At 63.8% G+C, this 25083-nt stretch carries 15 protein-coding genes, 1 other RNA gene and 6 pseudogenes; 4 read left to right on the plus strand and 18 right to left on the minus strand.

What is annotated here, in order from left to right; translation table 11 throughout:
* Positions 1 to 194: 194 nt before the first annotated feature.
* The 12 genes and pseudogenes from murB to mraZ all read right to left on the minus strand — a co-directional run bounded on the left by murB (position 195) and on the right by mraZ (position 13858).
* Positions 195 to 1160 (minus strand): UDP-N-acetylmuramate dehydrogenase, encoded by a 966-nt coding sequence (murB, locus tag HB778_RS01220; RefSeq protein WP_183460826.1) that lies wholly within the window; start codon positions 1158 to 1160, stop codon positions 195 to 197.
* The gene (murC, locus tag HB778_RS01225; protein ID WP_183460829.1) at positions 1157 to 2557 is read right to left on the minus strand and encodes a UDP-N-acetylmuramate--L-alanine ligase; all 1401 of its coding nucleotides are present in this window, start codon (positions 2555 to 2557) and stop codon (positions 1157 to 1159) included. The genes murB and murC overlap by 4 nt, the downstream gene beginning before the upstream one ends.
* A pseudogene (gene murG / locus HB778_RS01230) lies at positions 2554 to 3680 on the minus strand (undecaprenyldiphospho-muramoylpentapeptide beta-N-acetylglucosaminyltransferase). The gene murC and the pseudogene murG overlap by 4 nt, the downstream one beginning before the upstream one ends.
* Position 3681: 1 nt before the next feature.
* Positions 3682 to 4833 carry a putative lipid II flippase FtsW gene (gene ftsW, locus HB778_RS01235; protein WP_015317209.1) on the minus strand — a complete coding sequence of 384 codons (1152 nt, stop codon included), beginning with the start codon at positions 4831 to 4833 and terminating at the stop codon, positions 3682 to 3684.
* The gene (gene murD / locus HB778_RS01240) at positions 4833 to 6233 is read right to left on the minus strand and encodes a UDP-N-acetylmuramoyl-L-alanine--D-glutamate ligase (protein WP_183460831.1); all 1401 of its coding nucleotides are present in this window, start codon (positions 6231 to 6233) and stop codon (positions 4833 to 4835) included. The genes ftsW and murD overlap by 1 nt, the downstream gene beginning before the upstream one ends.
* 10 nt (positions 6234 to 6243) lie before the next feature.
* Positions 6244 to 7326, minus strand: a complete 1083-nt coding sequence (gene mraY / locus HB778_RS01245; RefSeq protein ID WP_095202157.1) for a phospho-N-acetylmuramoyl-pentapeptide-transferase — start codon at positions 7324 to 7326, stop codon at positions 6244 to 6246.
* A gap of 17 nt (positions 7327 to 7343) precedes the next feature.
* Positions 7344 to 8776 (minus strand): annotated as a pseudogene (locus HB778_RS01250) (UDP-N-acetylmuramoylalanyl-D-glutamyl-2,6-diaminopimelate--D-alanyl-D-alanine ligase).
* Positions 8773 to 10228, minus strand: a pseudogene (locus tag HB778_RS01255) (UDP-N-acetylmuramoyl-L-alanyl-D-glutamate--2,6-diaminopimelate ligase). The pseudogenes HB778_RS01250 and HB778_RS01255 overlap by 4 nt, the downstream one beginning before the upstream one ends.
* A 54-nt stretch (positions 10229 to 10282) precedes the next feature.
* Entirely contained in the window at positions 10283 to 11992 is a 1710-nt protein-coding gene (locus HB778_RS01260; RefSeq protein ID WP_183460832.1) for a peptidoglycan D,D-transpeptidase FtsI family protein, read from the minus strand.
* Positions 11989 to 12384, minus strand: coding sequence for a cell division protein FtsL (ftsL, locus tag HB778_RS43035; protein WP_095202153.1), 396 nt, complete (start codon positions 12382 to 12384; stop codon positions 11989 to 11991). Before ftsL ends, HB778_RS01260 begins: the two co-directional genes overlap by 4 nt.
* A gap of 12 nt (positions 12385 to 12396) precedes the next feature.
* Positions 12397 to 13403: pseudogene (rsmH, locus tag HB778_RS01270) on the minus strand (16S rRNA (cytosine(1402)-N(4))-methyltransferase RsmH); the annotation flags it as partial.
* Entirely contained in the window at positions 13400 to 13858 is a 459-nt protein-coding gene (gene mraZ, locus HB778_RS01275) for a division/cell wall cluster transcriptional repressor MraZ (protein WP_183464953.1), read from the minus strand. The gene mraZ and the pseudogene rsmH, both read right to left, overlap by 4 nt.
* 408 nt (positions 13859 to 14266) lie before the next feature.
* Here mraZ and HB778_RS01280 point away from each other — a divergent pair, with 408 nt between their 5' ends.
* On the plus strand, positions 14267 to 15382 hold the full coding sequence (locus tag HB778_RS01280; protein WP_183460834.1) for a cystathionine gamma-lyase: 1116 nt from the start codon (positions 14267 to 14269) through the stop codon (positions 15380 to 15382).
* A 101-nt stretch (positions 15383 to 15483) separates the two neighbouring features.
* Here the strand turns inward: HB778_RS01280 and HB778_RS01285 are convergent, their stop codons facing one another.
* The 6 genes and pseudogenes from HB778_RS01285 to HB778_RS01310 all read right to left on the minus strand — a co-directional run bounded on the left by HB778_RS01285 (position 15484) and on the right by HB778_RS01310 (position 19158).
* Positions 15484 to 15753 carry a type II toxin-antitoxin system ParD family antitoxin gene (locus HB778_RS01285; protein ID WP_244661756.1) on the minus strand — a complete coding sequence of 90 codons (270 nt, stop codon included), beginning with the start codon at positions 15751 to 15753 and terminating at the stop codon, positions 15484 to 15486.
* A 166-nt stretch (positions 15754 to 15919) separates the two neighbouring features.
* Positions 15920 to 16319, minus strand: an RNA gene (gene rnpB, locus HB778_RS01290) — RNase P RNA component class A.
* 77 nt (positions 16320 to 16396) lie between these two features.
* The gene (locus tag HB778_RS01295) at positions 16397 to 17098 is read right to left on the minus strand and encodes a lytic transglycosylase domain-containing protein (protein ID WP_183460836.1); all 702 of its coding nucleotides are present in this window, start codon (positions 17096 to 17098) and stop codon (positions 16397 to 16399) included.
* A 211-nt stretch (positions 17099 to 17309) separates the two neighbouring features.
* Positions 17310 to 18066: pseudogene (locus HB778_RS01300) on the minus strand (N-acetylmuramoyl-L-alanine amidase).
* A complete protein-coding gene (locus HB778_RS01305; RefSeq protein ID WP_095202292.1) occupies positions 18063 to 18782 on the minus strand; it encodes a J domain-containing protein in 720 nt (239 codons plus the stop codon). The pseudogene HB778_RS01300 and the gene HB778_RS01305 overlap by 4 nt, the downstream one beginning before the upstream one ends.
* Positions 18783 to 18945: 163 nt before the next feature.
* Entirely contained in the window at positions 18946 to 19158 is a 213-nt protein-coding gene (locus HB778_RS01310) for a hypothetical protein (protein ID WP_183460838.1), read from the minus strand.
* Positions 19159 to 19338: 180 nt separating this feature from the next.
* Between HB778_RS01310 and HB778_RS01315 the strand changes: the two are divergent.
* From HB778_RS01315 to HB778_RS01325, 3 genes and pseudogenes are all read left to right on the plus strand, one after another.
* A pseudogene (locus HB778_RS01315) lies at positions 19339 to 23089 on the plus strand (hydantoinase B/oxoprolinase family protein); the annotation flags it as partial.
* 32 nt (positions 23090 to 23121) lie between these two features.
* Positions 23122 to 24420 (plus strand): DUF3419 family protein, encoded by a 1299-nt coding sequence (locus tag HB778_RS01320; protein ID WP_183460840.1) that lies wholly within the window; start codon positions 23122 to 23124, stop codon positions 24418 to 24420.
* Positions 24417 to 25082: a class I SAM-dependent methyltransferase gene (locus HB778_RS01325; protein ID WP_183460842.1), complete on the plus strand. Its 666-nt coding sequence runs from the start codon at positions 24417 to 24419 to the stop codon at positions 25080 to 25082. Before HB778_RS01320 ends, HB778_RS01325 begins: the two co-directional genes overlap by 4 nt.
* The last annotated feature ends 1 nt before the right edge of the window (position 25083 follow it).

Genomic DNA, 25083 nt, shown 5'->3' on the forward strand with positions numbered 1-25083 from the left:
GAACGACTCAAATCAGGAAACGCTTTCCAGCAGAGAATCAGAGAGTTGATTCACTGGCAAGTGCTTATGAATCCGAGAGATTCACTTTGTGAGAAAATGGCTGCGAAAACCGTGTCGCTGAGTCTTTGCAGCAACGGTTTTGCACATTCTGCGAGCGTGTTGAAGTTCATGCATCACATGAACTTCAACACATGTCAGAGAAGCTGACCTAAAAATTCCTGCACGGCATGGCCGGGCCGGAAATTGCCGATGCGCTTGATCTCCCAGTGCAGCCGGATGCCCGAATGTTCGAGCACGCGGGCGCGCACCGTCTCGCCGAGATATTCGAGGTCGTAACCGGTCGCCGTGCCGGTGTTGATCATGAAGTTGCAGTGCATCGGCGACATCTGCGCACCACCGATCATCAGGCCACGGCAACCCGCCTTGTCAATCTCCTTCCAGGCTGACGTGCCATCTGGATTCTTGAAGGTCGAACCGCCGGTCTTCTCGCGGATCGGCTGCACCGTCTCTCGGTGATTCTGCACCGCGTCCATCGCCGCCTTGATCACCGCCTTGTCCTCGGCAATGCCTTCGAACACGGCGGAGGTGAAGATCAGCCCGGCCGGCGCCGCCGAATGGCGATAGGCATAGCCCATCTCGGCATTGCTCAACGTCTGGACATTGCCCTTGCGGTCGAGCGCCCGCACCTCGACGACGCGCTCGCGCGTTTCGACGCCATTGGCCCCGGCATTCATCCTGAGCGCGCCGCCAATGGCACCCGGAATGCCGTGGTAGAAATGGAAGCCGCCAATGCCCGCTTCCAGCGCCAGGGCCGCGACACGCTTGTCGGGCGTGGCGGCACCCGCCTTGATGCTGGTTGGCCCGATGGCTTCGGCCTCACCAAAGCCCTTGGCCGAAAGCCGGATGACAAAACCCGGAATGCCGCCGTCGCGAACCAGCAGGTTTGAGCCGACGCCGACAATGGTCAGGGGAATCTCTTCGGGAACCGCGCGCAGGAACGCGGCAAGGTCCTCTTCGTCGGCCGGCTGGAACAGCACCTCGGCCAGGCCGCCGGCGCGGAACCAGGTGATCTTGTCCATCTCGGCATTCGGCGTGAGGCGGCCGCGCAGGCCGGCAAGCCGGTCGCCGAGTCTGTCGATCAGGGCCTGGCCGTGCATCATGAGGTGGCAAGCTCCTTTGGCAGAGCATAGGCCCATTGGGTGATGTTGCCGGCGCCTAGGAAGACGACGAAATCGCCGGGCTTGGCCAAATCGCGGATGATCGGCGCGATATCAGCCGGCCCCTCGATGTAGCGCGCGTCGCGATGGCCGCCGGCGCGGATGCGTGACACCAGCTCGTCTGACGTGACACCGTCGATCGGGTCTTCGCCGGCAGCGTAGACCGGCGCCACCATCACCGTATCGGCGTCGTTGAAGCAGGCCGAGAACTCGTTGAACAAATCATGCAGCCGGGTGAAGCGGTGCGGCTGGGCAATGGCGATGACGCGTCCCTTGGTGGCGCTACGCGCCGCCTTCAGCACCGCTGAAATCTCGACCGGATGGTGGCCGTAATCGTCGAACACGTCGACGCCCTTCCACGAACCCGTGTGGGTGAAGCGGCGCTTGACGCCGGCGAAGGACGACAGGCCCTTCTTGATTGCTTCGCCGGACAGGCCGAGCTCATGCGCGACGGCGATGGCGGCGGTAGCGTTGGAGACGTTGTGCCGGCCGGGCATCGGCAGGCGCAGGCCTGAAATCGTGCTCTGGCTGCCGGTCTTGCGGTCGCGGATAATCACGTCGAACTCGGACGTAGCACCCGCCATGCGGTGGTTGGTAAAGCGCACATCGGCCTGCGCGTTCTCGCCATAGGTGATGACGCGGCGGTCCTCGATGCGGCCGACCAGCGCCTGTACTTCCGGATGGTCGGTGCACATCACGCCAAAACCGTAGAACGGCACGTTCTCGACGAACTGGCGGAACGCCTCGCGCACCTTGTCGAAACTGCCATAGTGGTCGAGATGCTCGGGATCGATGTTGGTGACGACCGCGATCTCGGCCGGCAACTTGAGGAACGTGCCGTCGCTCTCGTCGGCTTCGACCACCATCCATTCGCCGTCGCCCATGCGGGCATTGGTGCCATAGGCGTTGATGATGCCGCCATTGATGACGGTCGGATCGAGCCCACCGGCTTCAAGCAGCGTCGCCACCATCGAGGTCGTCGTCGTCTTGCCATGCGTGCCGCCGATCGCCACCGCCTGGCGGAAGCGCATCAGCTCGGCCAGCATCTCGGCGCGGCGCACGATCGGCAACAGCTTTTCGCGCGCGGCCTTCAGCTCCGGATTGGATTTCTTGATCGCCGTCGAGACGACCACCACCTCGGCATCGCCGAGATTCTCGGCCTTGTGGCCGACGAAGCATTCGATGCCCTTGTCGCGCAAACGCTGCACATTGGCGCTGTCGGCCTGGTCGGACCCTTGCACCTTGTAGCCGAGATTGTGCAGCACTTCGGCGATGCCGCTCATGCCGATGCCGCCAATGCCGATGAAATGCACAAGGCCGATGGTCTGCGGCATCTTCATGGGTGCGTCCCCTTCCTGAAATCCGAAACGGTTTTTTGGGACGCAATAGCCTCTGTGAGATCGGCGAGCAACCGTGCCGCGTCCGGCCTGCCGGCCGATTTCGCGCCCGCGCCATTGCCACCAGCCGCTCAGGCATGTCCATCAGCCCGCCAATAAGGGCTGCGATGCGCTCGGGCGACAGCGTCGATTGCGGGTGCACCTCGCCGCCGCCTGCAGCGGCAAGGGCCGCAGCATTCGCCGCCTGATCGTGGTCGAGCGCATAGGGATAGGGTACCAGCAGCGCCGGCCGGCCGATGACGGCGATCTCCGAGACGGTCGAGGCGCCGGAGCGCGAGATCACCAGATGCGCCGCCGCCATGCGTGCCGCCATGTCGGTGAAGAAGGGCGAGACCTCGACTGCGACGCCAAGGGCGGCATAGGCCGCCTTCACCCGCGCCACGTCATCCGCCCGGGCCTGTTGGGTGATGACCAGCCGCTTGCGCTGCGCATCCGAAAGCAGCGCGACGGCCCCAGGCATGGCATCGGAGAAGAATTGGGCGCCCTGGCTGCCGCCGAACACCAGCAGGCGGAAAGGCTCCTCGCCGGTCGACGCCGCGTAAGGCGTCTTGGCCGCCTCCAGCACCGCCGGCCTGACCGGATTGCCTGTCGTCACAGTCTTTTCGCCGATGGCGCTCGTATCCTGCGGCAGGAAGCCACCGGCGATGGCATCCACACGGCCGGCCAGTGCCCGGTTGGCGCGCCCCATCACCGCGTTCTGCTCATGGATCAGCGTCGGCACCTTGCGCCGTGTCGCCGCGTAGAGCGGCGGCAGGGTCGGATAGCCGCCAAAGCCGACGACGGCATCCGGCTTGATCCGGCCGATGATGGCGGAGGCCTGCCGCACGCCGCGCCAGATTTTCCAGAAGGCACCAAGCACGGCGATGGGATTTTTCGAACCCATCGTCGCCGACTGGATCGGGTGGATGGCGGCGGCCGGGAAGTGACCGGCAAACCGCTCGGCGCGGTCGTCGGTTGCCAGATGCACCGACCAGCCGCGCCCGTTCAACTCGTGCGCCAGCGCTTCGGCCGGGAACAGATGTCCGCCGGTTCCGCCCGCCGCGAGAAGGATGACGCCCCTCGCCATGTCACTCCGCCGGCATGGCGCGCTGCGGCAGCGTAAAGCCCATTTGCTTGCGCTTTTCCGGCCGCTTGCGCGTCAGCGCCAGCACCATGCCCATCGAGATGGCGATGGCGATCTGCGAGGAGCCGCCATAGGAGATGAAGGGCAGCGTCATGCCCTTGGCCGGCACCAGCTGCAGGTTGACGCACATGTTGATGACGGCCTGCAGGCCGAACACGGTGACGAGGCCGCCTACCGCATAGCGGGTGAAATCGTCATGTTCCTTGAGCGCCGTGTTGAGGCCGCGCAGCACGATGAAGGCGAAGATCGACATGATGAAGAAGCACATGATCAGTCCGAACTCCTCGCCCGCGACCGAGAAGACGAAGTCGGCATGGCTGTCGGGGATGACCCGCTTGACCGTGCCCTCGCCCGGGCCGACGCCGAACCAGCCGCCATTGATCAGCGCGTCGCGTCCCATGTCGACCTGGAACGTATCGCCTTCGCCGGTGAGGAACTTGTCGATGCGCAAGGCAACGTGCGGAAACACCGTGTAGGCTGCAAAGACGCCGCCGACGCCGGCCGCACCCAAAACGATGATCCACAGCCAGGGCAACCCGGCCATGAAGAACATGATGCCCCAGGTGCCGGTCGTCAGCATGGTCTGGCCAAGGTCCGGCTGCGCCACCAGCAGCGACACGACCAGCACCAGCAGCAGCATGGCGAACAGATTGCCTGGAATGTCGGGCTGGCGCTTGTGCTCGGCGAACAGCCAGGCGCACATGATGACGAAGGCCGGCTTCAGGAACTCGGACGGCTGGATCGACAGGCCGGCCAGCGAGACCCAGCGCCGCGCACCTTTCACCTCGACGCCGACATAGAGCACCGCCACCATCAGCACCAGCATCAGGCACAGCATGATCAGCGACATGCGCCGGATCTGCCTGGAATCGAGGAAGGACACGGCCAGCATCACCCCGAGCGCCGGCACGGTGAAGATGATCTGCCTGGTGGCGAAGTGGAAACTGTCGAGGCCGATGCGCTCGGCGACCGCGGGACTGGCGGCGAAGGACAGCACGATGCCGAGGCCCATCAGCGACAGGAACGCCGCCAGGAACCAGCGATCGATCGTCCACCACCAGGTTGCGACAGGACTTTTATCGAGACGGCTCTGCATTATCGTGCCCCTCCGATGGGTTTGACGCCATCTATAGCGCTCGCAGCTTGCCTGAAGGCTTCGCCGCGAACTTCGAAATTCTTGAACTGGTCGAAACTGGCGCAGGCCGGCGACAACAGCACCACCACCTCGCCGCTGTCGTCCTTGGCCGCATCATGCGCGGCGTGCTCGACCGCCGCGGCCAGCGTGCCCGATATCTCGTAAGGCACCGCCTCGCCCAGCGTCGCCGAAAAGGCGGGGGCGGCCTCGCCGATCAGATAGGCCTTGGCGATGCGCGGGAAGAAGCCGCGCAGCGGCTCGATGCCGCCTTCCTTTGGCAGGCCGCCGGCGATCCAGTAGACGCGCGGAAAGCTCGACAGGGCGGGTGCGGCCGCATCGGCATTGGTCGCCTTGGAATCGTTGACGAACAGCACATGGTCCTTGCGGCCGACCTGCTCCATGCGGTGGGCAAGGCCCGGAAAACTTTCGAGCCCGGACTGGATTTCGCCGAGGTCGAGCCCGACCTTCAGGCACGCAGCGACCGCGGCAAGCGCGTTCTGCGCATTGTGCTGGCCGCGCAGCGACCCGATGCCTTCGAGGAAGGCGACCTTGCTGTAGCGGCCGTGTACGGCCTCCATCAGATTGGTGCCGTCGGCGAAGTAGCCGTCGGTCAGCGGCAGCCGCTTGGAAATGCGGATGACCTGCCGACCTGCCCGCTCCAGCCGCTCGGCGATCTGCGCGCACCAGGAATCGTCGATGCCGATGATCGCCGTCTCGCTGCCCGCCACCAGCCGCTCCTTGATCGAGGCGTAGTGCTGCATGGTGCCGTGGCGGTCGAGATGGTCCGGCGTCAGGTTGAGCAGGATGCCGGCCGTCGGATTGATCGAGGGCGCAAGGTCGATCTGGTAGGACGAGCACTCGACGACATAGTGGCGATCGGGCGTCGGCGGATCGAGCGTCATCACCGCGCGGCCGATATTGCCGCCCATCTGGGTGTCACGGCCTGCCGATTTGAGGATATGCGCCGTCAGCGCGGTTGTCGTCGATTTGCCGTTGGTGCCGGTGATGGCGATGAAAGGTGACGTCGGCGCCTGCAAAATCCGCTCGCGGCAGAAAAGTTCGATGTCGCCGATCACCTCGACGCCGGCACCCTTCGCCAGCTCCACCGTCCAATGCGGCTTGGGATGCGTCAGCGGCACGCCGGGTGACAGCACGAAGGCCGAGAATTTCGCCCAGTCCGCACCCCGCAGCTCGGCGGTGGCGATGCCGGTGGCGGCAGCCTTGGCGACGCTGTCGGGATTGTCGTCCCAGGCCAGCACGTCCGCGCCACCCTCGATCAATGCCCGCGCGGTCGCGATCCCAGAGCCACCGAGCCCGAAGAGCGAGACGTGCTTGCCTGCGAAGGATGCGGCGGGGATCAACGAGGTCTTCCTATCTGAGCTTCAGGGTGGAGAGGCCGACCAGCGCCAGGATGACGGCGATGATCCAGAAACGGATCACCACCTGGCTCTCGGTCCAGCCGAGTTTTTCGAAATGATGGTGGATCGGCGCCATCAGGAACACGCGCTTGCCGGTCATCTTGAAGTAGCCGACCTGGATGATGACCGAGAGGATCTCGACCACGAACAGGCCGCCGACGATCACCAGCACGATCTCGTGCTTGGTGGCGACCGCCACCGTGCCGATCAGGCCGCCCATGGCCAGCGAACCGGTGTCGCCCATGAAGATCGCCGCCGGCGGCGCATTGAACCAGAGGAAGCCGAGGCCGGCGCCGATCACCGAGCCGAGCACGACAGCCAGCTCGCCTGTGCCGGGGACGAAATGGATCTGCAGATATTCGGCGAATACCGCATTGCCCGAGAGATAGGCGATGACGCCGAAGGAGGCCGCCGCGATCATGATCGGCACGATCGCCAGTCCGTCGAGGCCATCGGTCAGGTTCACCGCATTGCCGGCGCCGACGATGACGAAGCAGGAGAACGGAATAAAGAACCAGCCGAGATTGACGATGAATTCCTTGGCAAAGGGGAATGTCAGCGACGACGAGAACGGTGCCTGGCCGTTATGCATGATCACCCAGGCGGCGATGCCGGCGATGATGAATTCGAGCCCCAGCCGCGCCTTGCCGGAGAAGCCGAGATGCGACTGCTTGGTCACCTTCAGATAGTCGTCATAGAAGCCGATCGAGCCGAAGCCCAGCGTCACCAGCAGCACCACCCAGACATAGATGCTCGACAGGTTCGCCCATAGAAGCGATGAGCCGATGATGCCGGACAGGATCATCAGCCCGCCCATGGTCGGCGTGCCGGCCTTCTTGAAATGCGTCTGCGGTCCGTCGGCGCGGATCGGCTGGCCCTTGCCTTGCCTGAGCCGCAGCGAATTGATGATGGTCGGCCCGAAGATGAAGACGATCAGCGCCGAGGTGATCAGCGCCCCGCCGGTGCGGAACGTGATGTAGCGGAAGACATTGAAGACCGAGATCTTGTCCGCGAAATCGACCAGCAGTGTAAACATGCGCTTTCGTCCCCCGACTAGGTCAGTTTGCTGGTTGTTGTTTCAGCCGGGTATTTGCCCAGCAGCGCATCGACCAGTTTTGCAAAACCGATGCCTTTCGACGATTTGATCATCACCGCGTCGCCCGGCTTCAGCGCGGCAAGCAGCACCGGCTTCAATTCCTCGACGCCGGCGCGGTATTCCGTCTTGATGTCTTCAGGCAGCGCTTCCGCCAGGGCCCGCATTTCCCGGCCGCCGAGAAAGACGGTCTGCGTGCCGGTGCCGACGATGAGATCGGCAAGGGCGGCATGCAGCTTGGCCGAATGCTCGCCGAGTTCCAGCATGTCGCCGAGCACGGCGATGCGGCGCCCCTCGCCCGTCACCGGCGTCGCGTTGAGCAGCGCCATAGCCGCCGCCATCGAGGCCGGATTGGCGTTGTAGCTCTCGTCGATCAGCGTGATAGGGCCGCCGGGATGCCGCAACACATGGCGCTTGCCACGACCGCGCTCGGCCGAGAGATCGTTCAGCGCGATTGCCACCTTGTCGAGATCGGCGCCAACCAGCTGCGCCGCGCCCAGAACCGCCAGCACGTTCTGCACCATGTGGCGACCGGGGGCCCCGATGCGGGCGATCATGTCATGGCCGCCGATCCGGGCGGCGATGTCGGAATGGTCTGCATACAATTCGCATTTGGTGAGCTTGAAGGTTGAGCGCGCATTCTCGCCGAAGCCGTAGACATGCTCGACGCCGGCAGCATGCGCCATCTTGTCGAGCAGCTTGAAGCGCGCATCGTCGCGGTTGAGGACGGCAGCCCCTCGGGCTCCAGCCCTTCGAAAATCTCGGCCTTGGCCTTGGCGATCTCGTCCAGATTGCGGAAGAAGCCGAGATGCGCCGCCGCGATCATGGTGACGATGGCGACATGCGGCCGCACCATCTTCACCAGCGGCCGGATCTCGTCGGGATGATTCATGCCGATCTCGAAGACGGCATAGTCGCAATTCTCGGGCATGCGCGCCAGCGTCAGCGGCACCCCCCAATGGTTGTTGAAGGACTGTGCCGAGGCATGCACCTTGCCGACCGCCGACAGCACGTGGCGCAGCGCTTCCTTGGTCGTGGTCTTGCCCGCCGAGCCGGTGACCGCGATGATCTTGGCCTGCGAGCGAGCACGCGCCGCGACACCAAGCTTTTCCAATGCGACCAGCACATCCTCGACGACGATGATTGGCGCCGTCAGCCGGCCAAGCGACGGCAGCTTGCCTTCCGCCACCACCAGCACGCCGGCACCGGCCTTGATGGCCGCGGTGGCGAAGTCATGGCCGTCCATCACCTCGCCCTTGATGGCGAAGAAGGCGTCACCCGGCTGCAGGCTGCGGCTGTCGATCGAAATGCCCGATATGCCTTCGGGCATAGGCCCGAGCGGCCGCCCGTCCATGGCGGCAACCAGCGCCTCGGAGGTCCACAGCAAACTCATGCGGCACGCTCCCGCAGCGCGGCGCGGACTTCCTCGTGGTCGGAGAAATGCAGGGTTTCGGAGCCGATCGTCTGGCCTTCCTCGTGGCCCTTGCCGGCGACGATCAGCGTGTCTCCGGCATGAAGCATGCCGACAGCCTCGTGGATTGCCTTGCGTCGGTCGCCGATCTCGATGGCCCCCGGGGCAGCGGCTAGAATGGCTGCGCGGATCGTCTCGGGCACCTCGGAGCGCGGATTGTCGTCGGTGACGATGACGACATCGGCAAGCCGGGTCGCGATTTCGCCCATGATCGGTCTTTTGCCCCGGTCGCGATCGCCGCCGCAGCCGAACACGACCATCACGCGGCCCGTCGTGAACGGCCTCACCGAGGCCAGCACATTCTCCAGCGCATCGGGCTTGTGCGCGTAGTCGACATAGACCGGTGCGCCGCCGGCGGTGGTGCCGACGAGGTCGAGCCGGCCCGGCGCGCCCTTCAGTTTCTCCAAGGACATCAAGGCTTTGGCGACAGGTGTTCCGGTGGAAATGGCGAGGCCCGCCGAAACCAGCGCGTTCGAAATCTGGAAATCGCCGGCCAGCGGCAGGTCGATTTCGTAAAGCACGCCCTCGGCCTCGACCTCAGCGCGCTGGCGGTGGCGTTCGTGCTCGACCCGCTTCAGCGTAAGGAAGACGCCATGTCGGCCAACCGTCAGCACATTGAGCCCGGCAGCTTGTGCCGCCTGGATGGTCGGCCCCGACCACGGATCGTCGGCGAAGATCACCGCGGGCGCGCCTTTCGGCAGCAGCGTGTCGAACAGGCGCAATTTGGCGTGGTGGTAATCCTCGACCGTCGGATGGTAATCCATATGGTCGCGGCCAAGATTGGTGAAGCCGCCGGCGGCGAGCTTCACACCGTCGAGACGGCGCTGGTCGAGCCCATGACTGGAAGCTTCCATTGAGGCATGGGCTACGCCGGCATCGGCCAATTCCCGCAGCAACTGGTGCAGCGCCACCGGATCGGGCGTAGTCAGCGAGCCATACTCGTTACGGCCTGGCGCGACCACACCAGTGGTGCCGATCGAAGCTCGCGGCATAGCCCGCCTGCTCCCAGATCTGCCTGGTGAAGGCGGCGACCGAGGTCTTGCCGCTGGTGCCGGTGACCGCGACCATGGTCTGCGGTTGCCTGCCGAAATAGCGGGAAGCACTCAGCGCCAGCGCCAGGCGCGGATCATCGACCGCCAGCACCGGAACCGGCAGTCCGGCGACGGAACTGCCTTTGCTTGTCACGATCGCCAGCGCGCCACGCCTGGCCGCATCGGCAGCGTAGGCCGCACCGTCCGCCTTGGTGCCGGCGAGCGCAAAAAAGACGACGCCCGGTTTTACCTGGCGGGAATCGGACGAAATCCCGGTAACCTCCAGATCGGCGGAAGCTGTTCCTTCGACTGGCAGGACACCGGCTAGATCTCTGAGCTTCATCGAGTTCCGTTCACCGCAACAAAATAGCGCGCAGTTACCGGCGCGCCCTAAGAATCACTGATAGGAAACCAGCGTTGCACCATTTTCATGGCTGAAATCTGGCTTCACGCCAAGCATGGCCGCCGAACGCCTGATGATATTGCCGGCCATGACCCCAGCATTCGAGGCCGCGACGTCCGTCATGCCAGGCTTTTCCGGGTGCGGGGCGTCGGCAATCGTAAACACCAGGTATTGTGGATCGTCCATCGGGAAAGCGGCGACAAACGTATTGAAATTCAATTCCTTCGAGTAGCGGCCGTTGATGACCTTCTCGGCCGTTCCGGTCTTGCCGCCAACGCGGTAGCCGGGGACCCTGGCGTTTCTGGCCGACCCCTTTTCGGCGTTGAGCGAATAGAGGTAGCGCATGCCCTCGACCGTCTTTTCGCTGACAACTTTCTTGGCCATCGCCATCGCTTCCTCCTGCGTGCGCACCAGGAAGGTCGGATTCATCAGATAGCCGCCATTCATCAGCGCCGCGCAACCGACAGCCGCTTGCAACGGCGTCGTCGACACGCCGTGGCCGAAGGCGATGGTGAACGAATTGACCTGTTTCCAGACCTTCGGTTCGGTCGGGCGGGCGACTTCCGGCAGTTCGGTCTGCATCCTTTCCAAGATGCCAAGGCGATGCAGGAATTCCCGGTGCCCTTCGATGCCGACCAGCTCGGCCTCGCGAGCCGATCCGATGTTGGACGAATAGAGGAAAACCTCCGGCAGCGACAGCACACGGTTCTTGCCGTGGAAATCGTGAATGGCCTGATGGCCGACCCGGATTGGATGCGAAGCGTCGAAACGACTGTTCATCGTTGCCTTGCCGGAATCGAGCGCCATGGCCGAGGTGAAGCTCTTGAAGGTCGAGCCCATCTCATAGAGCCCCGCCGACATCCGGTTCAGCCGGTCCTTTTCCTGTGCATTGTAAGGATTGTTCGGATCGAAATCCGGCACCGAGGCCATGGCCACCACTTCGCCGGTCTTGACGTTGAGCACGACGGCGCCGGCGCCGATGGCGCGGTAGCGCTCCAGGCCGGCGGCGATCTCGTCGCGCACCACATGCTGGATGCGCAGATCGATCGAAAGCTTAACCGGCTTGAGATCCTTGGCCACCGCCAGGCCCGACGCCTGCAGGTCGCTCAGGCCCTGCTCATCGATATATTTCTCCATGCCGGAGATGCCCTGATTGTCGATGTTGGTCAGGCCGACAATGTAGGACGAGGTTTCGCCGCTCGGATAGAAACGGCGCTTCTCCGTGCGGAAGCCGAAGCCGGGAATGCCAAGCTGCATGATGTCGGCCTGCTGCTTGGGCGTCAGCTGCCGCTGCAGCCAGACGAAGCCGGCGCCGCTCTTGAGCTTGTGGTAGGTTTGCTCGTAGTCGATCTCGGGCAGCACGGTCGACAGCTTCTCGATCGCCTCGTCGGCATCGACGATGCGGCGCGGCTCGGCAAACAGCGACGCCGTCTTGATGTCGGTTGCCAGCACCTCGCCATTGCGGTCGACAATGTCGGGCCGCGAGGCGGTGATCCGGCTCTGCGGGCCGCCCGACAGGTCAGGCGTCTGGAAGCCGAGATAGACCAGGCGCCCTGAAATGGTCGAGAAGATGCCGAAGAACACCGCCATCGTCATCACGATGCGCGCCTTGCCCTTGCCGCCTGTCGCCTTGCGGGCGCCCTCGACGACGATAGAACCGTCTTCACCCGTCCTGGCGCGGCGCTTCAGCAGTTTGCCGATCATTGGGCGATGTCTCCGGTCACGACGGGATCCTTGTCGCCGGACGGCGCCTTGTCGGAATTGTCGGCCATGCTGTCCTGGCGTCCTTTCAGTATGTCCTGAATGTCCAGGGCCTTGGCCGGCAGATCGCTCAAGCCGACGATCTGGCGCGCGCTGACCGGCTCGAGCGCGAGCTGCGACTTGTAGAGCTCGGCGAGCTTCTGCAGCCGCGACGGCTGGGTGAGCAGGCTCCAGTCAGCCTTGAGCAGGTCGATCGTCTCCTCCTCATAGCGTATCTGGTTATGGATCTTCTGCACCGCCGCCAACTGGTCCTCGGCCTCGCGCTTGGTCTTGTAGGTCAGGGCCGCCGCCGAAACCATGACGGCGATCAGGACAATGTCGCTGGTACGGAACACGTGCTTACCTCTCCCCGGCAGGTTGATGCCGGGAAGCTTTGGAAGGCCGAAAATTGAAAAGTCGCCGCCGCGCGCAGGCGCATCGGTGCGGATCGCCGCGCGCAGCCTGGCCGAGCGGGCGCGCGGATTGGCCGCGACCTCGGCATCATCAGCCGTCACGCCGCCACCGGCCTTGCGGAAAGTCGCGGTGCGCGCATGCGCCTCGGGCAGATGACGTGAGCCGGTGGCGACGTCGGCCCGGTCGGCGATGAAACGCTTGACGATGCGGTCTTCCAGCGAATGGAACGTCACCACCACGAGCCGCCCGCCGGGTTTCAGCGCGCGTTCGGCCGCGAACAGCGCCTTGGCCAGTTCGCCGAGCTCGTCATTGACGTAGATGCGCAGCGCCTGGAAGACGCGGGTGGCCGGATGGATCTTGTCCTTCGGCGCGCGGCCGATATGCGTCTCGATGGCGTCGGCCAGTTCCAGCGTGCGCTCGAACGGCTTTTTTCGCGGCGCGCCTCGATCATGCGGGCGATGCGGCCGGCGTGACGCTCTTCGCCGAGGAAGCCGAAGATGCGAGCAAGGTCGCCCGGCTTGAAGCTGTTGACGACATCGGCGGCGCTCAAGCCCGCTTGCGCCATGCGCATGTCGAGCGGACCGTCATTGCGGAACGAGAATCCGCGCTCGGCCTGGTCGAGTTGCATCGAGGAGACGCCAATGTCGAGCACGACGCCGTCGACACTCTCGACATGTTCGTCGAGCGTCGAGAACGGCGCCTGCACCAGCCTCAGCCTGCCGCCCGATTGCGCCTCCAGATCGCGCCCGGCAGCGATGGCATCGGGATCGCGGTCGATGGCGACGACCGAAGCGCCGGTCGCCAGAATGGCCTTAGTGTAGCCGCCGGCGCCGAACGTGCCGTCGATGATGATGTCGCCCTCCGCCGGCGCCAGTGCCTCGAGCACTTCGCCAAGGAGGACCGGAATGTGGCGGACCGATCCGCCAACGGCGTGGACGTCATCGCCGTGGCCCACCGTCATTCCGGTCGCTCCCCAGGCTTCGTCCCCTGCCGAAGCTGCAAAAGCCTGGCCCGCGCCTGCGCCCCATAGGCAGCAAGCCGTCCTGGCTCCCAGATCTGAAAGAAATTGCCGCGCCCGACAAAGGCCACCTCCGCCGAGATGCCGGTGTGTTCGCGAATGAAATCGGTCATGGTGATGCGGCCATCCTGGTCGAGTTTCAGGAACGCTCCGTCCCCATGGCAGAAGAAGGACATGTCGTCCGCCGTCTGCAGGAATGGATCTTCCAATGCGATGCGCTGCTCGTAGCGATCGAGCAGGTCGAGCCCGCCGACATCCATCGCCGGCAGGTCGAGGCAGCGCAGTGCATAGAGCTCCGAATAGCCGCGCTTCTGCACAACGGCGCGGAAATGCGCCGGAACGGACACCCGCCCCTTCGCATCGATCCTGCTCACCGTGTTCGACAGAAACCGGTCCATCACGCGTTACAGCCGCTTGCGCCGCCGCACCCCTTTTCATTGTATCGCACGCGCCACTGCCGCGCGTTCCCTGCCCCGTATCAGCCTCGCCCACACGGGCAAAAACCGGCAAACGCGCAGCCGCCGCGGCTGCCCGATTGGCGTACGCTTTACCCTGACGCGGAACGAAGGCTTTGATGTCTTGATGGGATATCATGGGGCACTATGGGCGTCAACGGGAATGGGCTTCACAAACACGCGCAGCGCGACCAATCCGAGCAGCCGTTACGGCACGTCTCGTCTTTATGGATCATTAAGCCTAACGAAGCGTTTAGAGCCCTCTGGCCCAAAAGACTTGGGCTTGCCGCAAATCACCCACCCGCATAGCGTCGAGCGACGTCTTCCGCCCAGATAACAAGGATCGATCTCATGTCCGAGACGGCAAAGTCACGCGCCGCCGAACTGTCCCATTTGCGCAGCGGCGATTTCGCCGCTGGCGATCCGATCCCCTTGCCGCTGACCATGGCTTCGATCTTTCACACGCCCGGCGTCGAGACCGGGGTCGATCAATATGGCCGCTACGACAACCCGACATGGCGCGCCGTGGAACACGTGCTCGGCCATCTGGAGGATGCGCAATGCGTGAGTTTTCCCTCTGGAATGGGCGCGATTTCGTCGGTGTTTTTCGCGCTGCTGAAATCGGGCGATCGCGTGCTCCTGCCCGCGGACGGTTATCATGCCACGCGCGCGATGGCCGAACGCTTCCTGAAGCCGTTCGGCATCACCTGCGACTCCAGGCCGACGCCGACCTTCCTTGACGGCGGCTTCGAAGGCTATTCGCTGGTCTTCGTGGAAACCCCATCCAATCCGCGGCTGGACATCTGTGACATCTCGGCGATCGCCAAGGCTGTCCGCGAACAAGGCGGGATCCTTGTCGTCGACAACACGACGATGACGCCATTCGGCCAGCGTCCGCTCGACTTCGGCGCCGATATCGTCGTCTCCGCCGACACCAAGGCGGTCAACGGCCATTCGGACGTGCTGTTCGGCCATGTCGCCAGCCGCAACCCCGACATCATCGCCAAGGTTACGGACTGGCGCGCAATGGCCGGCGGCATTCCCGGACCGTTTGAAGCCTGGCTGGTGCATCGCGGCCTCGAAACACTGGAGGTGCGCTTCGATCGCATGTGCTCATCGGCCGAAACCATCGCGCAACGGCTGAAGGACCATCGCGCGGTGCGCGGCCTGCGCTTTCCCGGCCTCAATGGCGACCCGTCGCACAACCTTGCCCGCGTCCAGATGGAGCGCTTCGGCTTCCTCATCTCATTTGAGCTCGCCTCGGCGGATAAGGCCGAGGACTTCATCAACAATTGCCAACTGATAGAGGCCGCGACCTCCTTCGGCGGCGTCCACACTTCGGCCGAGCGGCGCTCGAAGCGAGGCGATGCGGTGCCGCCAGGCTTTGTCCGCCTCTCGATCGGCTGTGAGCCGGTGGAAGAGCTTTGGAAGGCGATCGAGACGTCGCTGGATAGGATCAGCGGCTGACGGGCTGGTCACGAATGTCGTCGGCCTCGATGTTGCGATGGCCGTGCAGCACGCGGACGATTTCGATCGCATCGCCAGCGACGCGATACTAAGTTAGATATTCACCAACGACCAGATGACGAATGCCCGGCGCGCGCTCGTTCGAGGATAGGCGGTCCCTCCAGCGCCGGCCCGCTATCGACGCCTTCCTGCACCAGCCTACGCAACTCCTCGATCGTATAACCGAAGAGATCGCGGCGGTCCTTCCATTGCCGCAGCGCATCGCGGATGACTTCGCTCGCCGAGGCATACTCCCCTGCAGCGACCACATCGTCCACCGCTTGCGCCAGTTCCGGCGACAACGTGATGCTGCGTTTGTCGACCTGTCCCATGATAGGCTCCCGATATCGTTGTCGAAACCATGGTACGATTTAATCGCACCAGCTTCAAGCGACGGCCGAACCTGGCTCTCATTGGCAAACAGATGAAAGACTTGAATCGACAGGCGCGCCCGAGGGCGCAACCTGCTGATCTCAAAGGATTTCTCTTCGGGGAGAAACTGCCAGCTGGCCTGTAAGCCGGGTTCTGTATGGCCCTCGCCCCTTGCGGGACGAGAACGTGGCGGCCATTCATCTTGGGCGCATGTTGCCATGCGCCTCACGCAACCTACCCGGACGGTGAGCCGGAAACAGCCCTCGAGGGTTGCCCCTCGCACCGCCCCTATTCGGTTTTGCTCCCGGTGGGGTTTACCGTGCCGCTTCTGTTGCCAGTCGCGCGGTGGGCTCTTACCCCACCCTTTCACCCTTACCCCGACAAAGTCGTGGCGGTTTGCTTTCTGTGGCACTTTCCCTGGGGTCGCCCCCGCCGGCCATTAACCGGCACCGTGTCTCCATGGAGCCCGGACTTTCCTCACTCGCGGCCTTTCGGCGTTTGCGAGTGCGGCCGCCCAGCCAGCTGGCACGGCGTATAAAGGGGTTCAGCAGGGAAAACGCAAATGAAAAAGCCGGCTTGTCCGCCGGCTCTCGCAACTTGTAATCAAAGTGCCGCCATCTGAACCTTGACCTTGCTGCAATAGGCAGCCGAGATCGGGTTCATCCGCGTCGCGGCATGGCCGGCATTGTATTTCAAGATCGTGCCGCAGGTGGTGCCACCGCCAAGGTTCTGCGCCAAAGCGAGATACTTCATGCCGTATTTGATGTTGGTGTCGGGATCGAAGAGACCCTTGGCCGAACCATTGTAGCCCATCATCCGCGCCGTCGCCGGCTTGATCTGCATCAGGCCGATCTCGCCGGCGCTGCCGACCATGTTCGGCCGGTAGTTGCTCTCGATCGTGATGACGGCCTGGGCCAGCGACACCGGGACGCCGTAGCTCGCCGCATAGCGGGCGACGATCGCGGAGTACTGGCCGCTGCTGGCCACCGCTGCCGTCGACGCAGCCACGTTCCTGAGGCCGATCGATGCCGTTGTCGTCATGTCGACGGTTTTGCGGCCGCGCTTGGCCTTGGCGGTGGATTTCTTCGCCCTGGCCCAGCTGGCCTTTTCCACCTTCGCGGAAGCCTGCTTCGCCGTTGCCTTCACACTCCTGCTGCTTTTGGCCGAAATGGCCTTGCCTTTGGCGGTCACCGTGACGAGCCCCTGATCCGCCCGCGGGCTTACCGGCGCGGCATCGGCCGCGTTCAAGGCAAAAGTCATTACGCCGGCAGCAAGAGCTGCCGTTACAACGGTCAATTTCTGCATGTGATCCTGTTCTGTCTGGACCACGCGAAGATGTTCGCGTGGCGCTGATTGATTAATATCAGGACATCCGGAGGGCTAGAGGTCCGACAAACTGTACGGATTGCCCTTTGAAGCTCGATTTGGCGCCAATGAAGGCGGGGCAAGTCACTTTGAGTGACAGTTTGTAACCTGGCAGGGAAAAAGATTACTTGGGGGGCGTCTTGCCCCCGCGTTAGCCGCTCACCGAAGCAAGCAATTTCTGCAGCGTGCGCATGGTCGAGCCGTCGGCCAGCCCGTCGACCAGGCGCGGTCGGAAATGCCGCTGGAAGGCCTCGACGACGATCTCAGTCTGCTTGTCGAAAATGCCTGATATCTCGACGCCATAGCCATAGAGCGCCAGCATCGACTGCAGTGCCTCGACATCGGCACCGCTATCGCCGGGCTTCAGCGGGGCCCCGCGCCTGATGGGTGCGGCCGGCACGAGATGGCCGACACCGGCTTCGAACAGGGCGGCCCAAGGGAACTTCTCGCCCGGATCGATCTTGCGACCCGGCGCCACGTCGGAATGCGCCAGCACCCGCATGGCGGGGATCGCATGCCGAGCGGTGATCCCCCTTGCACAGGCCGATCACCGCATCGATCTGGCGCTGCGGAAACCCGGGATAGCCCAGCGAATGGCCCGGATTGACGATCTCGATGCCGACCGAGCAGGAATTGATGTCCGTGCGTCCGAACCAGGAACTCTTGCCGGCGTGCCAGGCGCGGTCGCTCTCCCGGACCATCTGCACGATGTGGCCATTCTCATGGACGAGATAGTGCGACGAGACTTCGCTCGCCGGATCGCACAGCCACGCCTCCGCCCCGGCCCCAGTCGCCATGCCGGTATAGTGCAGCACGATCATGTCGGGCTTCAGCGTATCGCGCCTTGGCCCGAAGTTCGGCGACACCCTGACCTCGGCGCTCGGCTCGTCAGGCAGGAAGCCGCTCATACGTGCCGCAGGCCCCGCTCGATCATCTCATAGGCGGCGTTGATCGCCGCGACCCTGGTCGTGGCGATCTTGATGAATTCCTGCGGCAGGCCGCGCGCGATGAGGCGATCGGGATGATTGTCGGAAACCAGCTTGCGATAACGCTTCCTGACCTCCTCGAACGGCTTGCCGCGCTCGATGCCGAGCACGACATAGGGGTCGCCGGCGCCAAGATTGACGTGCCGGGCCAGGATCGATTCGTAATGCGCCTCGTCGATGCGGAAGATCTCGGCGATACGGTGGAGGAAGATGCCTTCGCGTTCATGCACCAGCCCGTCGGCCTTGGCGATGTGGAACAGGCCGTCGAGTATGTCTTCCAGCATCACGCAATTGGAATGCCCGGAGCCGCACAGCTGCGCCATACGCTCGGCATAAGTTTCGAAACCGGCCACGTCACGTTGGGCGAGATCGAACAGCCGCGCAACGTTGCGTGTCTCCTTCGGCGGCACTTCGAATATTTCCTGGAAGGCACGCACCTCATCCTGGGTGACGATACCGTCGGCCTTGGCCATCTTGGCCGACAGCGCGATCATCGCCACCGAAAAGGCGACGCGGCGGCGCAGGTCCGCATCGCCGGAGAACACTGTGCGCACGGCCTCGACAACGTCGGCAACACCCGACGTCGCTGAAGACGATACCCGTGTGATAAACTCGCCGAGGCGGTCCCAAATCGACATGGCCCGCTTCATAGAGCCAACCGGTCCCCGCTATCAAGCCAATAACGGCCGCTGTCAGGTCCGTGAACCAGAGGCACCTTGTCGGTCCCGGTGGCTGCCTTTGCAAGAAAAGGCCGGCGAGACGCCGGCCCTTCCTCCCAAGACACTTGTACTGCTGTACCAACTACTGCGCGGGCGCAGGAGCGGGCGTTGCGGGAGCCGGCTCGGCAGGCTTAGTCGAATTGTCGGCAGGGGCCGCAGGCTTCATCGGCTGCTCCGCGGCCGGCGGATTGGTGCTCTGCGTGGTGGTGGTGTCAGTGCCCTTGCCGCTGTCGCTGCAGGCTGCGACGCCCAGCAGGGCAAGGACGGACACAGAAGCCAGAATGAGCTTTTTCATAATATCTCTCCTTCAATACACGCTCAAAATGCGGTGAGCGCTCGGATAAACAATGCACCACGCGGCTATGAGTTTCGTAACGTTGCGTTTCCGCGTGTAACATCAACGGGATGCGTTGCTGCCAGCGATTTGGCGCATTAACAACGAAAGCTGGAAACGAAAATGCCGGAGACTAAAGCCATGGCCGCGAAATGGGATTTCTGGATCGATCGCGGCGGCACGTTCACCGACGTCATCGGCCGTGACCCGCAAGGCGGGCTGCATCCGCGCAAGCTGCTTTCGGAGAATCCCGAAGCCTATGCCGATGCCGCCATCCAGGGCATCCGCGATCTGCTCGGCGTCGAACCTGGCGTCGCGATCCCGTCCGGCCAGATCGGCGACATCAAGATGGGCACCACGGTCGCCACCAACGCGCTTCTGGAGCGCAAGGGCGACCGCGTGCTGCTGCTCATCACCAAGGGCTTTCGCGATGCGCTCAGGATCGCCTACCAGGCGCGTCCCGACATTTTCGCCAAGGAGATCATCCTTCCCGAGCAGCTCTATGAACGCGTCATCGAAATCGACGAGCGCGTGCTCGCCGATGGCTCCGTCGAACGGCTGCTCGACATCGCCGCGTGCCGGCCGGCGATCGAGCAGGCGAAGGCCGACGGCATCGATGCCGTGGCAATCGTCTTCATGCATGCCTGGAAATACCCCGACCACGAGAAGGCGGTGGCAAAGGTCTGCCGCAAGATCGGTTTCGCCCAAGTCTCTGTCAGTCACGAGGTCTCGCCGCTGATCAAACTGGTCGGCCGCGGCGACACCACCGTGGTCGACGCCTATCTCTCGCCCATCCTGTCGCGCTATGTGCAAAGGGTGGCGGGAGAACTGGGTGCGGCGCGCGAGAGCGACCAAACCCCTCGCCTCATGTTCATGATGTCCTCGGGCGGACTCACCGCCGCCGACATGTTCCAGGGCAAGGACGCGTTGCTGTCGGGTCCGGCCGGCGGCGTTGTCGGCATGGTCGAGACGGCGAAGCTCGCCGGCTTCGAAAAAGTCATCGGCTTCGACATGGGCGGCACCTCCACCGACGTCGCCCACTATGATGGCGAATATGAGCGCGCCTTCGACACCGAAGTCGCCGGCGTTCGCGTCCGCGCCCCGATGATGCGCATCCACACCGTCGCCGCCGGCGGCGGTTCGATCCTGCATTACGAGGCCGGCCGTTTTCGCGCCGGACCGGACTCCGCCGGCGCCAATCCCGGCCCCGCCGCCTACCGGCGCGGCGGGCCGCTCGCCGTCACCGACGCCAACGTCATGCTTGGCAAATTGCAGCCCGATTTCTTCCCGGCCATTTTTGGCCCCGGCCAGAACGAACCGCTCGATGTCGGCACCGTGCGCAAGAAATTCAGCGCGCTGGCCGCCGAAATCGGCGATGGCCGAACGCCCGAGGCCGTCGCCGAAGGTTTTGTCACCATCGCTGTCGAGAACATGGCCAATGCCATCAAGAAGATTTCCGTGCAGCGCGGCTATGATGTCACCGAATATTTGCTCAACTGTTTCGGCGGTGCCGGCGGCCAGCACGCCTGCCTGGTCGCCGACGCGCTCGGCATGGAAGCGGTGCTGATCCATCCTTTCTCCGGTCTGCTTTCAGCCTATGGCATCGGCCTGGCGTCGGTCTTTGCCTCGCGTCAGCAGGCGCTGCTCAAGCCGCTTGCAGAGGAATCCAGAACCGAGATCGGCAGCCTCATCGCCATCTTGAAAAAGGCCGTCATTGCCGAACTCGCGGCGCAAGGCATTGCCGAGGACGCGGTTGCCACCAAGCCCGTGCTGCACATCCGCTATGACGGCACGGACACGACCCTGCCGGTGAATTTCGAAAGTGACTCGATTTTCCAGGCGAAGCGCGATTTCGAAATCGCCCACAAGGCACAATTCGGCTTCGTCTATGACGACAAGCCGATGATCGTCGAGACGGTCGGTGTCGAGGGCGCAGAAATCGGCGAAAGCAGCGCCGAAGCCTATGCGCCCGCCGGACCGGCAAGGATTGAAGCCGGCGCTTCCGGAACACGCCGCATCTACACCGAAGGCCGGTGGCATGAAGCCGGCATCCATCGTCGCGAAAACCTGCGCCCATCCAATCTGGTCGCAGGCCCCGCCCTCATCATCGAACCGAACCAGACCATCGTCGTCGAGCCAGGCTGGCAGGCCGAAATCACCAACCTCAACCACGTCGTGATCCGCCGCACGGAACGGAAAGCGCGCGCCGCCGCCCTTGGCACAAACGCCGATCCGGTGATGCTGGAGGTCTTCAACAACCTGTTCATGTCGATCGCCGAACAGATGGGTGTCACGTTGCAGAACACCGCCTATTCCGTCAACATCAAGGAAAGGCTGGATTTTTCCTGCGCCGTCTTCGACCACACCGGGGCGCTGGTCGCGAACGCACCGCACATGCCGGTGCACCTCGGCTCGATGGACCGCTCGGTCGAAACCATCATCCGGCTGAATTCCGGCGACATCCACCCCGGCGACGTCTTTGCCTTGAACGCACCTTACAATGGCGGCACGCATTTGCCCGACATTACCGTGGTGACGCCAGTCTTTTCCCTCCCCCTTGAGGGGAGGGTGGCCGCTCAGCGGCCGGGCGGGGTCCTCTCAGAAGGCACCGCAAGAGCGCCGAGCCCGGTCGATCCGACCCCCTCCGGCGGCTTCGCCGCCACCTCCCCCTCAAGGGGGAGGAAATTCTCTTCTACGTTGCCTCGCGCGGCCATCACGCCGATATAGGCGGCACCGCCCCTGGCTCGATGACGCCGCTCGCCACCACGGTCGACGAAGAAGGCGTGCTGTTCGACAATTTCCGCATCGTCGACCGCGGAAAATTCCGCGAAAAAGAGCTGCATGCGCTGCTCACCGACCATCGTTACCCCGCCCGCAACCCGCATCAGAACATCGCCGACCTCAAGGCGCAGATCGCCGCCAATGAGAAAGGCGTCGCCGAGCTGCGCAAGATGGTCGCGCATTTCGGCCTCGATGTCGTCGAGGCCTATATGGGTCACGTCCAGGACAATGCGGCCGAAAGCGTGCGGCGGGTGATCGAGCGGCTGCCGGACACGTCGGCCTATGAATATCCCACCGATACCGGACAGGTGATCAAGGTGAAGATATCGGTCGACCGGCAAAAGCGCGAGGCGACGGTCGACTTCACCGGGACGTCGCCTGTCATGAAGAACAATTTCAACGCGCCGGAACCCGTTGCCCGCGCCGCGTCCTCTATGCTTTCCGCGTCATGGTCGAGGACATGATCCCGATGAATGCCGGGTGTCTCAGGCCGATCAACATCGTCATTCCCGACGGCTGCATGCTGAAGCCCGCCTACCCTGCCGCCGTCGTTGCCGGCAATGTCGAGACCTCGCAGCATGTCACCAACGCGCTGTTCGGCGCCATGGGCGCCATGGCCAATGCGCAGGGAACGATGAACAACCTCACCTTCGGCAACAAGAAATACCAGTACTACGAGACGATCTGCTCCGGCTCGCCCGCTGGACACATGAATTCCGGCCGCGGCTTTGCCGGTACCTCGGGCGTCCACACCCACATGACCAATTCGCGCCTCACCGACCCGGAAGTGCTGGAACTGCGCTTCCCCGTGGTGCTCGAGGATTTCCACATCCGCGAAGGCTCCGGAGGCAAGGGCAAATGGAGTGCCGGCGACGGCACCAAGCGCACCATCCGCTTCCTCGACAAGATGGAATGCGCGATCCTGTCCTCGCACCGCAACCGCCCGCCGCAAGGCCTGGACGGTGGCGGCGACGGCGAGGTCGGCTCGACCAAGATCCGCCGCAAGGATGGGACGGTCGAGGTGCTGAGGGCCTGCGACCAGACAGTGCTCGATGTCGGTGAGGCTGTCATCCTGACGACGCCGACGCCGGGCGGGTTTGGCATGCTGTAAAGAAGACGTCAACAGGCTGTCACCGGGCTGTCATGACGCTGCGCTACCCGCTTGCGACAAAGCAAATGGGGAATCACTTTGTCATGACGGACGTCTCCTCGGATCTGGTTTTTCGCCGCGGCAAGGAAGTTGGAAAGGCCGTCTATCAGAACCGCGCACTTTCCAAAGCGGGCATCTCCGAGCGGCTGTTCGCCTTCCTGTTTTCCGGCCTCGTCTATCCGCAGATCTGGGAAGACCCCGATGTCGACATGGAGGCCATGCAGCTTGGCCAGGGCCACCGCGTCGTCACAATCGCTTCGGGCGGCTGCAACATCCTGGCCTACCTCACCCGTTCGCCGGCAAGGGTCGACGCCGTCGACCTCAACACCGCCCACGTCGCGCTGAACCGCATGAAGCTTGAGGCGGTGCGCCGCCTGCCCTCGCAGGGCGACCTGTTCCGTTTCTTCGGCGCCGCCGACACCAGCCACAATTCGCAAGCCTACGACCGTTTCATCGCGCCCCATCTCGATCCGGTCAGTCGCCAGTACTGGGAGCGCCGCAACTGGCGCGGCCGTCGGCGCATCGGTGTCTTCGACCGCAATTTCTACCAGACCGGCCTGCTCGGCCTGTTCATCGCCATGGGTCACCGCACTGCGAAATTCTTCGGCGTCAACCCGGCCCGCATGATGGAAGCCAAAAACATCGGCGAGCAGCGCCGCTTCTTCAACGAGGAACTGGCACCGGTCTTCGACAAGAAGCTGCTGAAATGGGCAACGTCGCGCAAGGCTTCGCTGTTCGGCCTCGGCATTCCGCCGGCGCAGTATGATTCACTGATCACCTCCGGCGACGGCACCATGGCCAGCGTGCTCAAGGCCCGGCTGGAAAAGCTCGCCTGCGATTTTCCCCTAGAGAATAACTACTTCGCCTGGCAGGCTTTCGCCCGCCGCTATCCCGAGCCCGGCGAGGCCGCCCTGCCTGCCTATCTGGAGAAGCAGAACTACGACACCATCCGCGGCAACATCGACCGCGTCGCCATCCACCATGCCAATCTGATCGAGTTCCTCGCCGGCAAGGATGCGGGCACCGTCGACCGCTTCATCCTGCTCGATGCGCAGGACTGGATGACCGATGACCAGCTCAATGCGCTGTGGTCGGAAATCAGCCGCACCGCGTCCACTGGCGCCCGCGTCATCTTCCGCACCGCCGCCGAGCCCAGCCTGCTGCCGGGCCGCGTCTCGACCTCGCTGCTCGACCAGTGGGATTATCAGGACGAGGCGTCGCGCGAATTCTCGGCCCGCGACCGCTCGGCCATTTATGGCGGCTTCCACCTCTATGTGAAGCGCGCCGCATGAGCACGACGGAACTGCCGGCCAGCCATGCCGAACTGATGGACGGCGTCTACCGCTGGCAGCGCCACATCTACGACCTGACCCGCAAATACTATCTGCTCGGCCGCGACCGGCTCATTGACGGGCTCGATGTGCCGGCTGGCGGCACCGTGCTGGAACTCGGCTGCGGCACCGGCCGCAACATCATCCTGGCCGCCCGCCGCTATCCGGATGCCCGCTTCTTCGGCCTCGATATCTCGGCTGAAATGCTGGAAACGGCCGGCAAGGCGATCGACCGTGAAGGCCTGTCCAGCCGCGTCACGCTGGCACGAGGCGACGCCACCGATTTCGACGCTGCGGCACTTTACGGCATCGAGCACTTCGACCGCGTCTTCGTCTCCTATTCGCTGTCGATGATCCCCGGTTGGGAAAAGACGGTGTCGGCGGCACTGGCCGCGCTCGCCCCCAACGGCTCGCTGCATGTCGTCGATTTCGGCCAGCAGGAAGGTTTGCCGGGTTGGTTCCGAGCGATGCTGCGCGGCTGGCTGAAAAAATTCCACGTCTCGCCGCGTGAATCCCTGCGCGAAGTCCTAGAATCGGAATCCCGACGAACCGGCGCAACCTTCCGTTTCCGCACGCTCTATCGCGGCTATGCCTGGCTGGCGGTGATCAAGATTGCTAGCTGAT

Origin of the sequence: Mesorhizobium huakuii, from assembly GCF_014189455.1 — a bacterium.
In the GTDB taxonomy this organism is placed as follows: Bacteria; Pseudomonadota; Alphaproteobacteria; order Rhizobiales; family Rhizobiaceae; genus Mesorhizobium; species Mesorhizobium huakuii_A.

Bases quoted from the DNA above. Each gene is read 5' to 3' on its own strand.
- murB (WP_183460826.1), bottom strand. From the start codon at position 1,160: ATGATGCACGGCCAGGCCCTGATCGACAGACTCGGCGACCGGCTTGCC.
- murC (WP_183460829.1), bottom strand. From the start codon at position 2,557: ATGAAGATGCCGCAGACCATCGGCCTTGTGCATTTCATCGGCATTGGC.
- ftsW (WP_015317209.1), bottom strand. From the start codon at position 4,833: ATGCAGAGCCGTCTCGATAAAAGTCCTGTCGCAACCTGGTGGTGGACG.
- mraY (WP_095202157.1), bottom strand. From the start codon at position 7,326: ATGTTTACACTGCTGGTCGATTTCGCGGACAAGATCTCGGTCTTCAAT.
- HB778_RS01260 (WP_183460832.1), bottom strand. From the start codon at position 11,992: ATGATCGGCAAACTGCTGAAGCGCCGCGCCAGGACGGGTGAAGACGGT.
- mraZ (WP_183464953.1), bottom strand. From the start codon at position 13,858: ATGGACCGGTTTCTGTCGAACACGGTGAGCAGGATCGATGCGAAGGGG.
- HB778_RS01280 (WP_183460834.1), top strand. From the start codon at position 14,267: ATGTCCGAGACGGCAAAGTCACGCGCCGCCGAACTGTCCCATTTGCGC.
- HB778_RS01285 (WP_244661756.1), bottom strand. From the start codon at position 15,753: ATGGGACAGGTCGACAAACGCAGCATCACGTTGTCGCCGGAACTGGCG.
- HB778_RS01295 (WP_183460836.1), bottom strand. From the start codon at position 17,098: ATGCAGAAATTGACCGTTGTAACGGCAGCTCTTGCTGCCGGCGTAATG.
- HB778_RS01305 (WP_095202292.1), bottom strand. From the start codon at position 18,782: ATGTCGATTTGGGACCGCCTCGGCGAGTTTATCACACGGGTATCGTCT.
- HB778_RS01310 (WP_183460838.1), bottom strand. From the start codon at position 19,158: ATGAAAAAGCTCATTCTGGCTTCTGTGTCCGTCCTTGCCCTGCTGGGC.
- HB778_RS01320 (WP_183460840.1), top strand. From the start codon at position 23,122: ATGACGCTGCGCTACCCGCTTGCGACAAAGCAAATGGGGAATCACTTT.
- HB778_RS01325 (WP_183460842.1), top strand. From the start codon at position 24,417: ATGAGCACGACGGAACTGCCGGCCAGCCATGCCGAACTGATGGACGGC.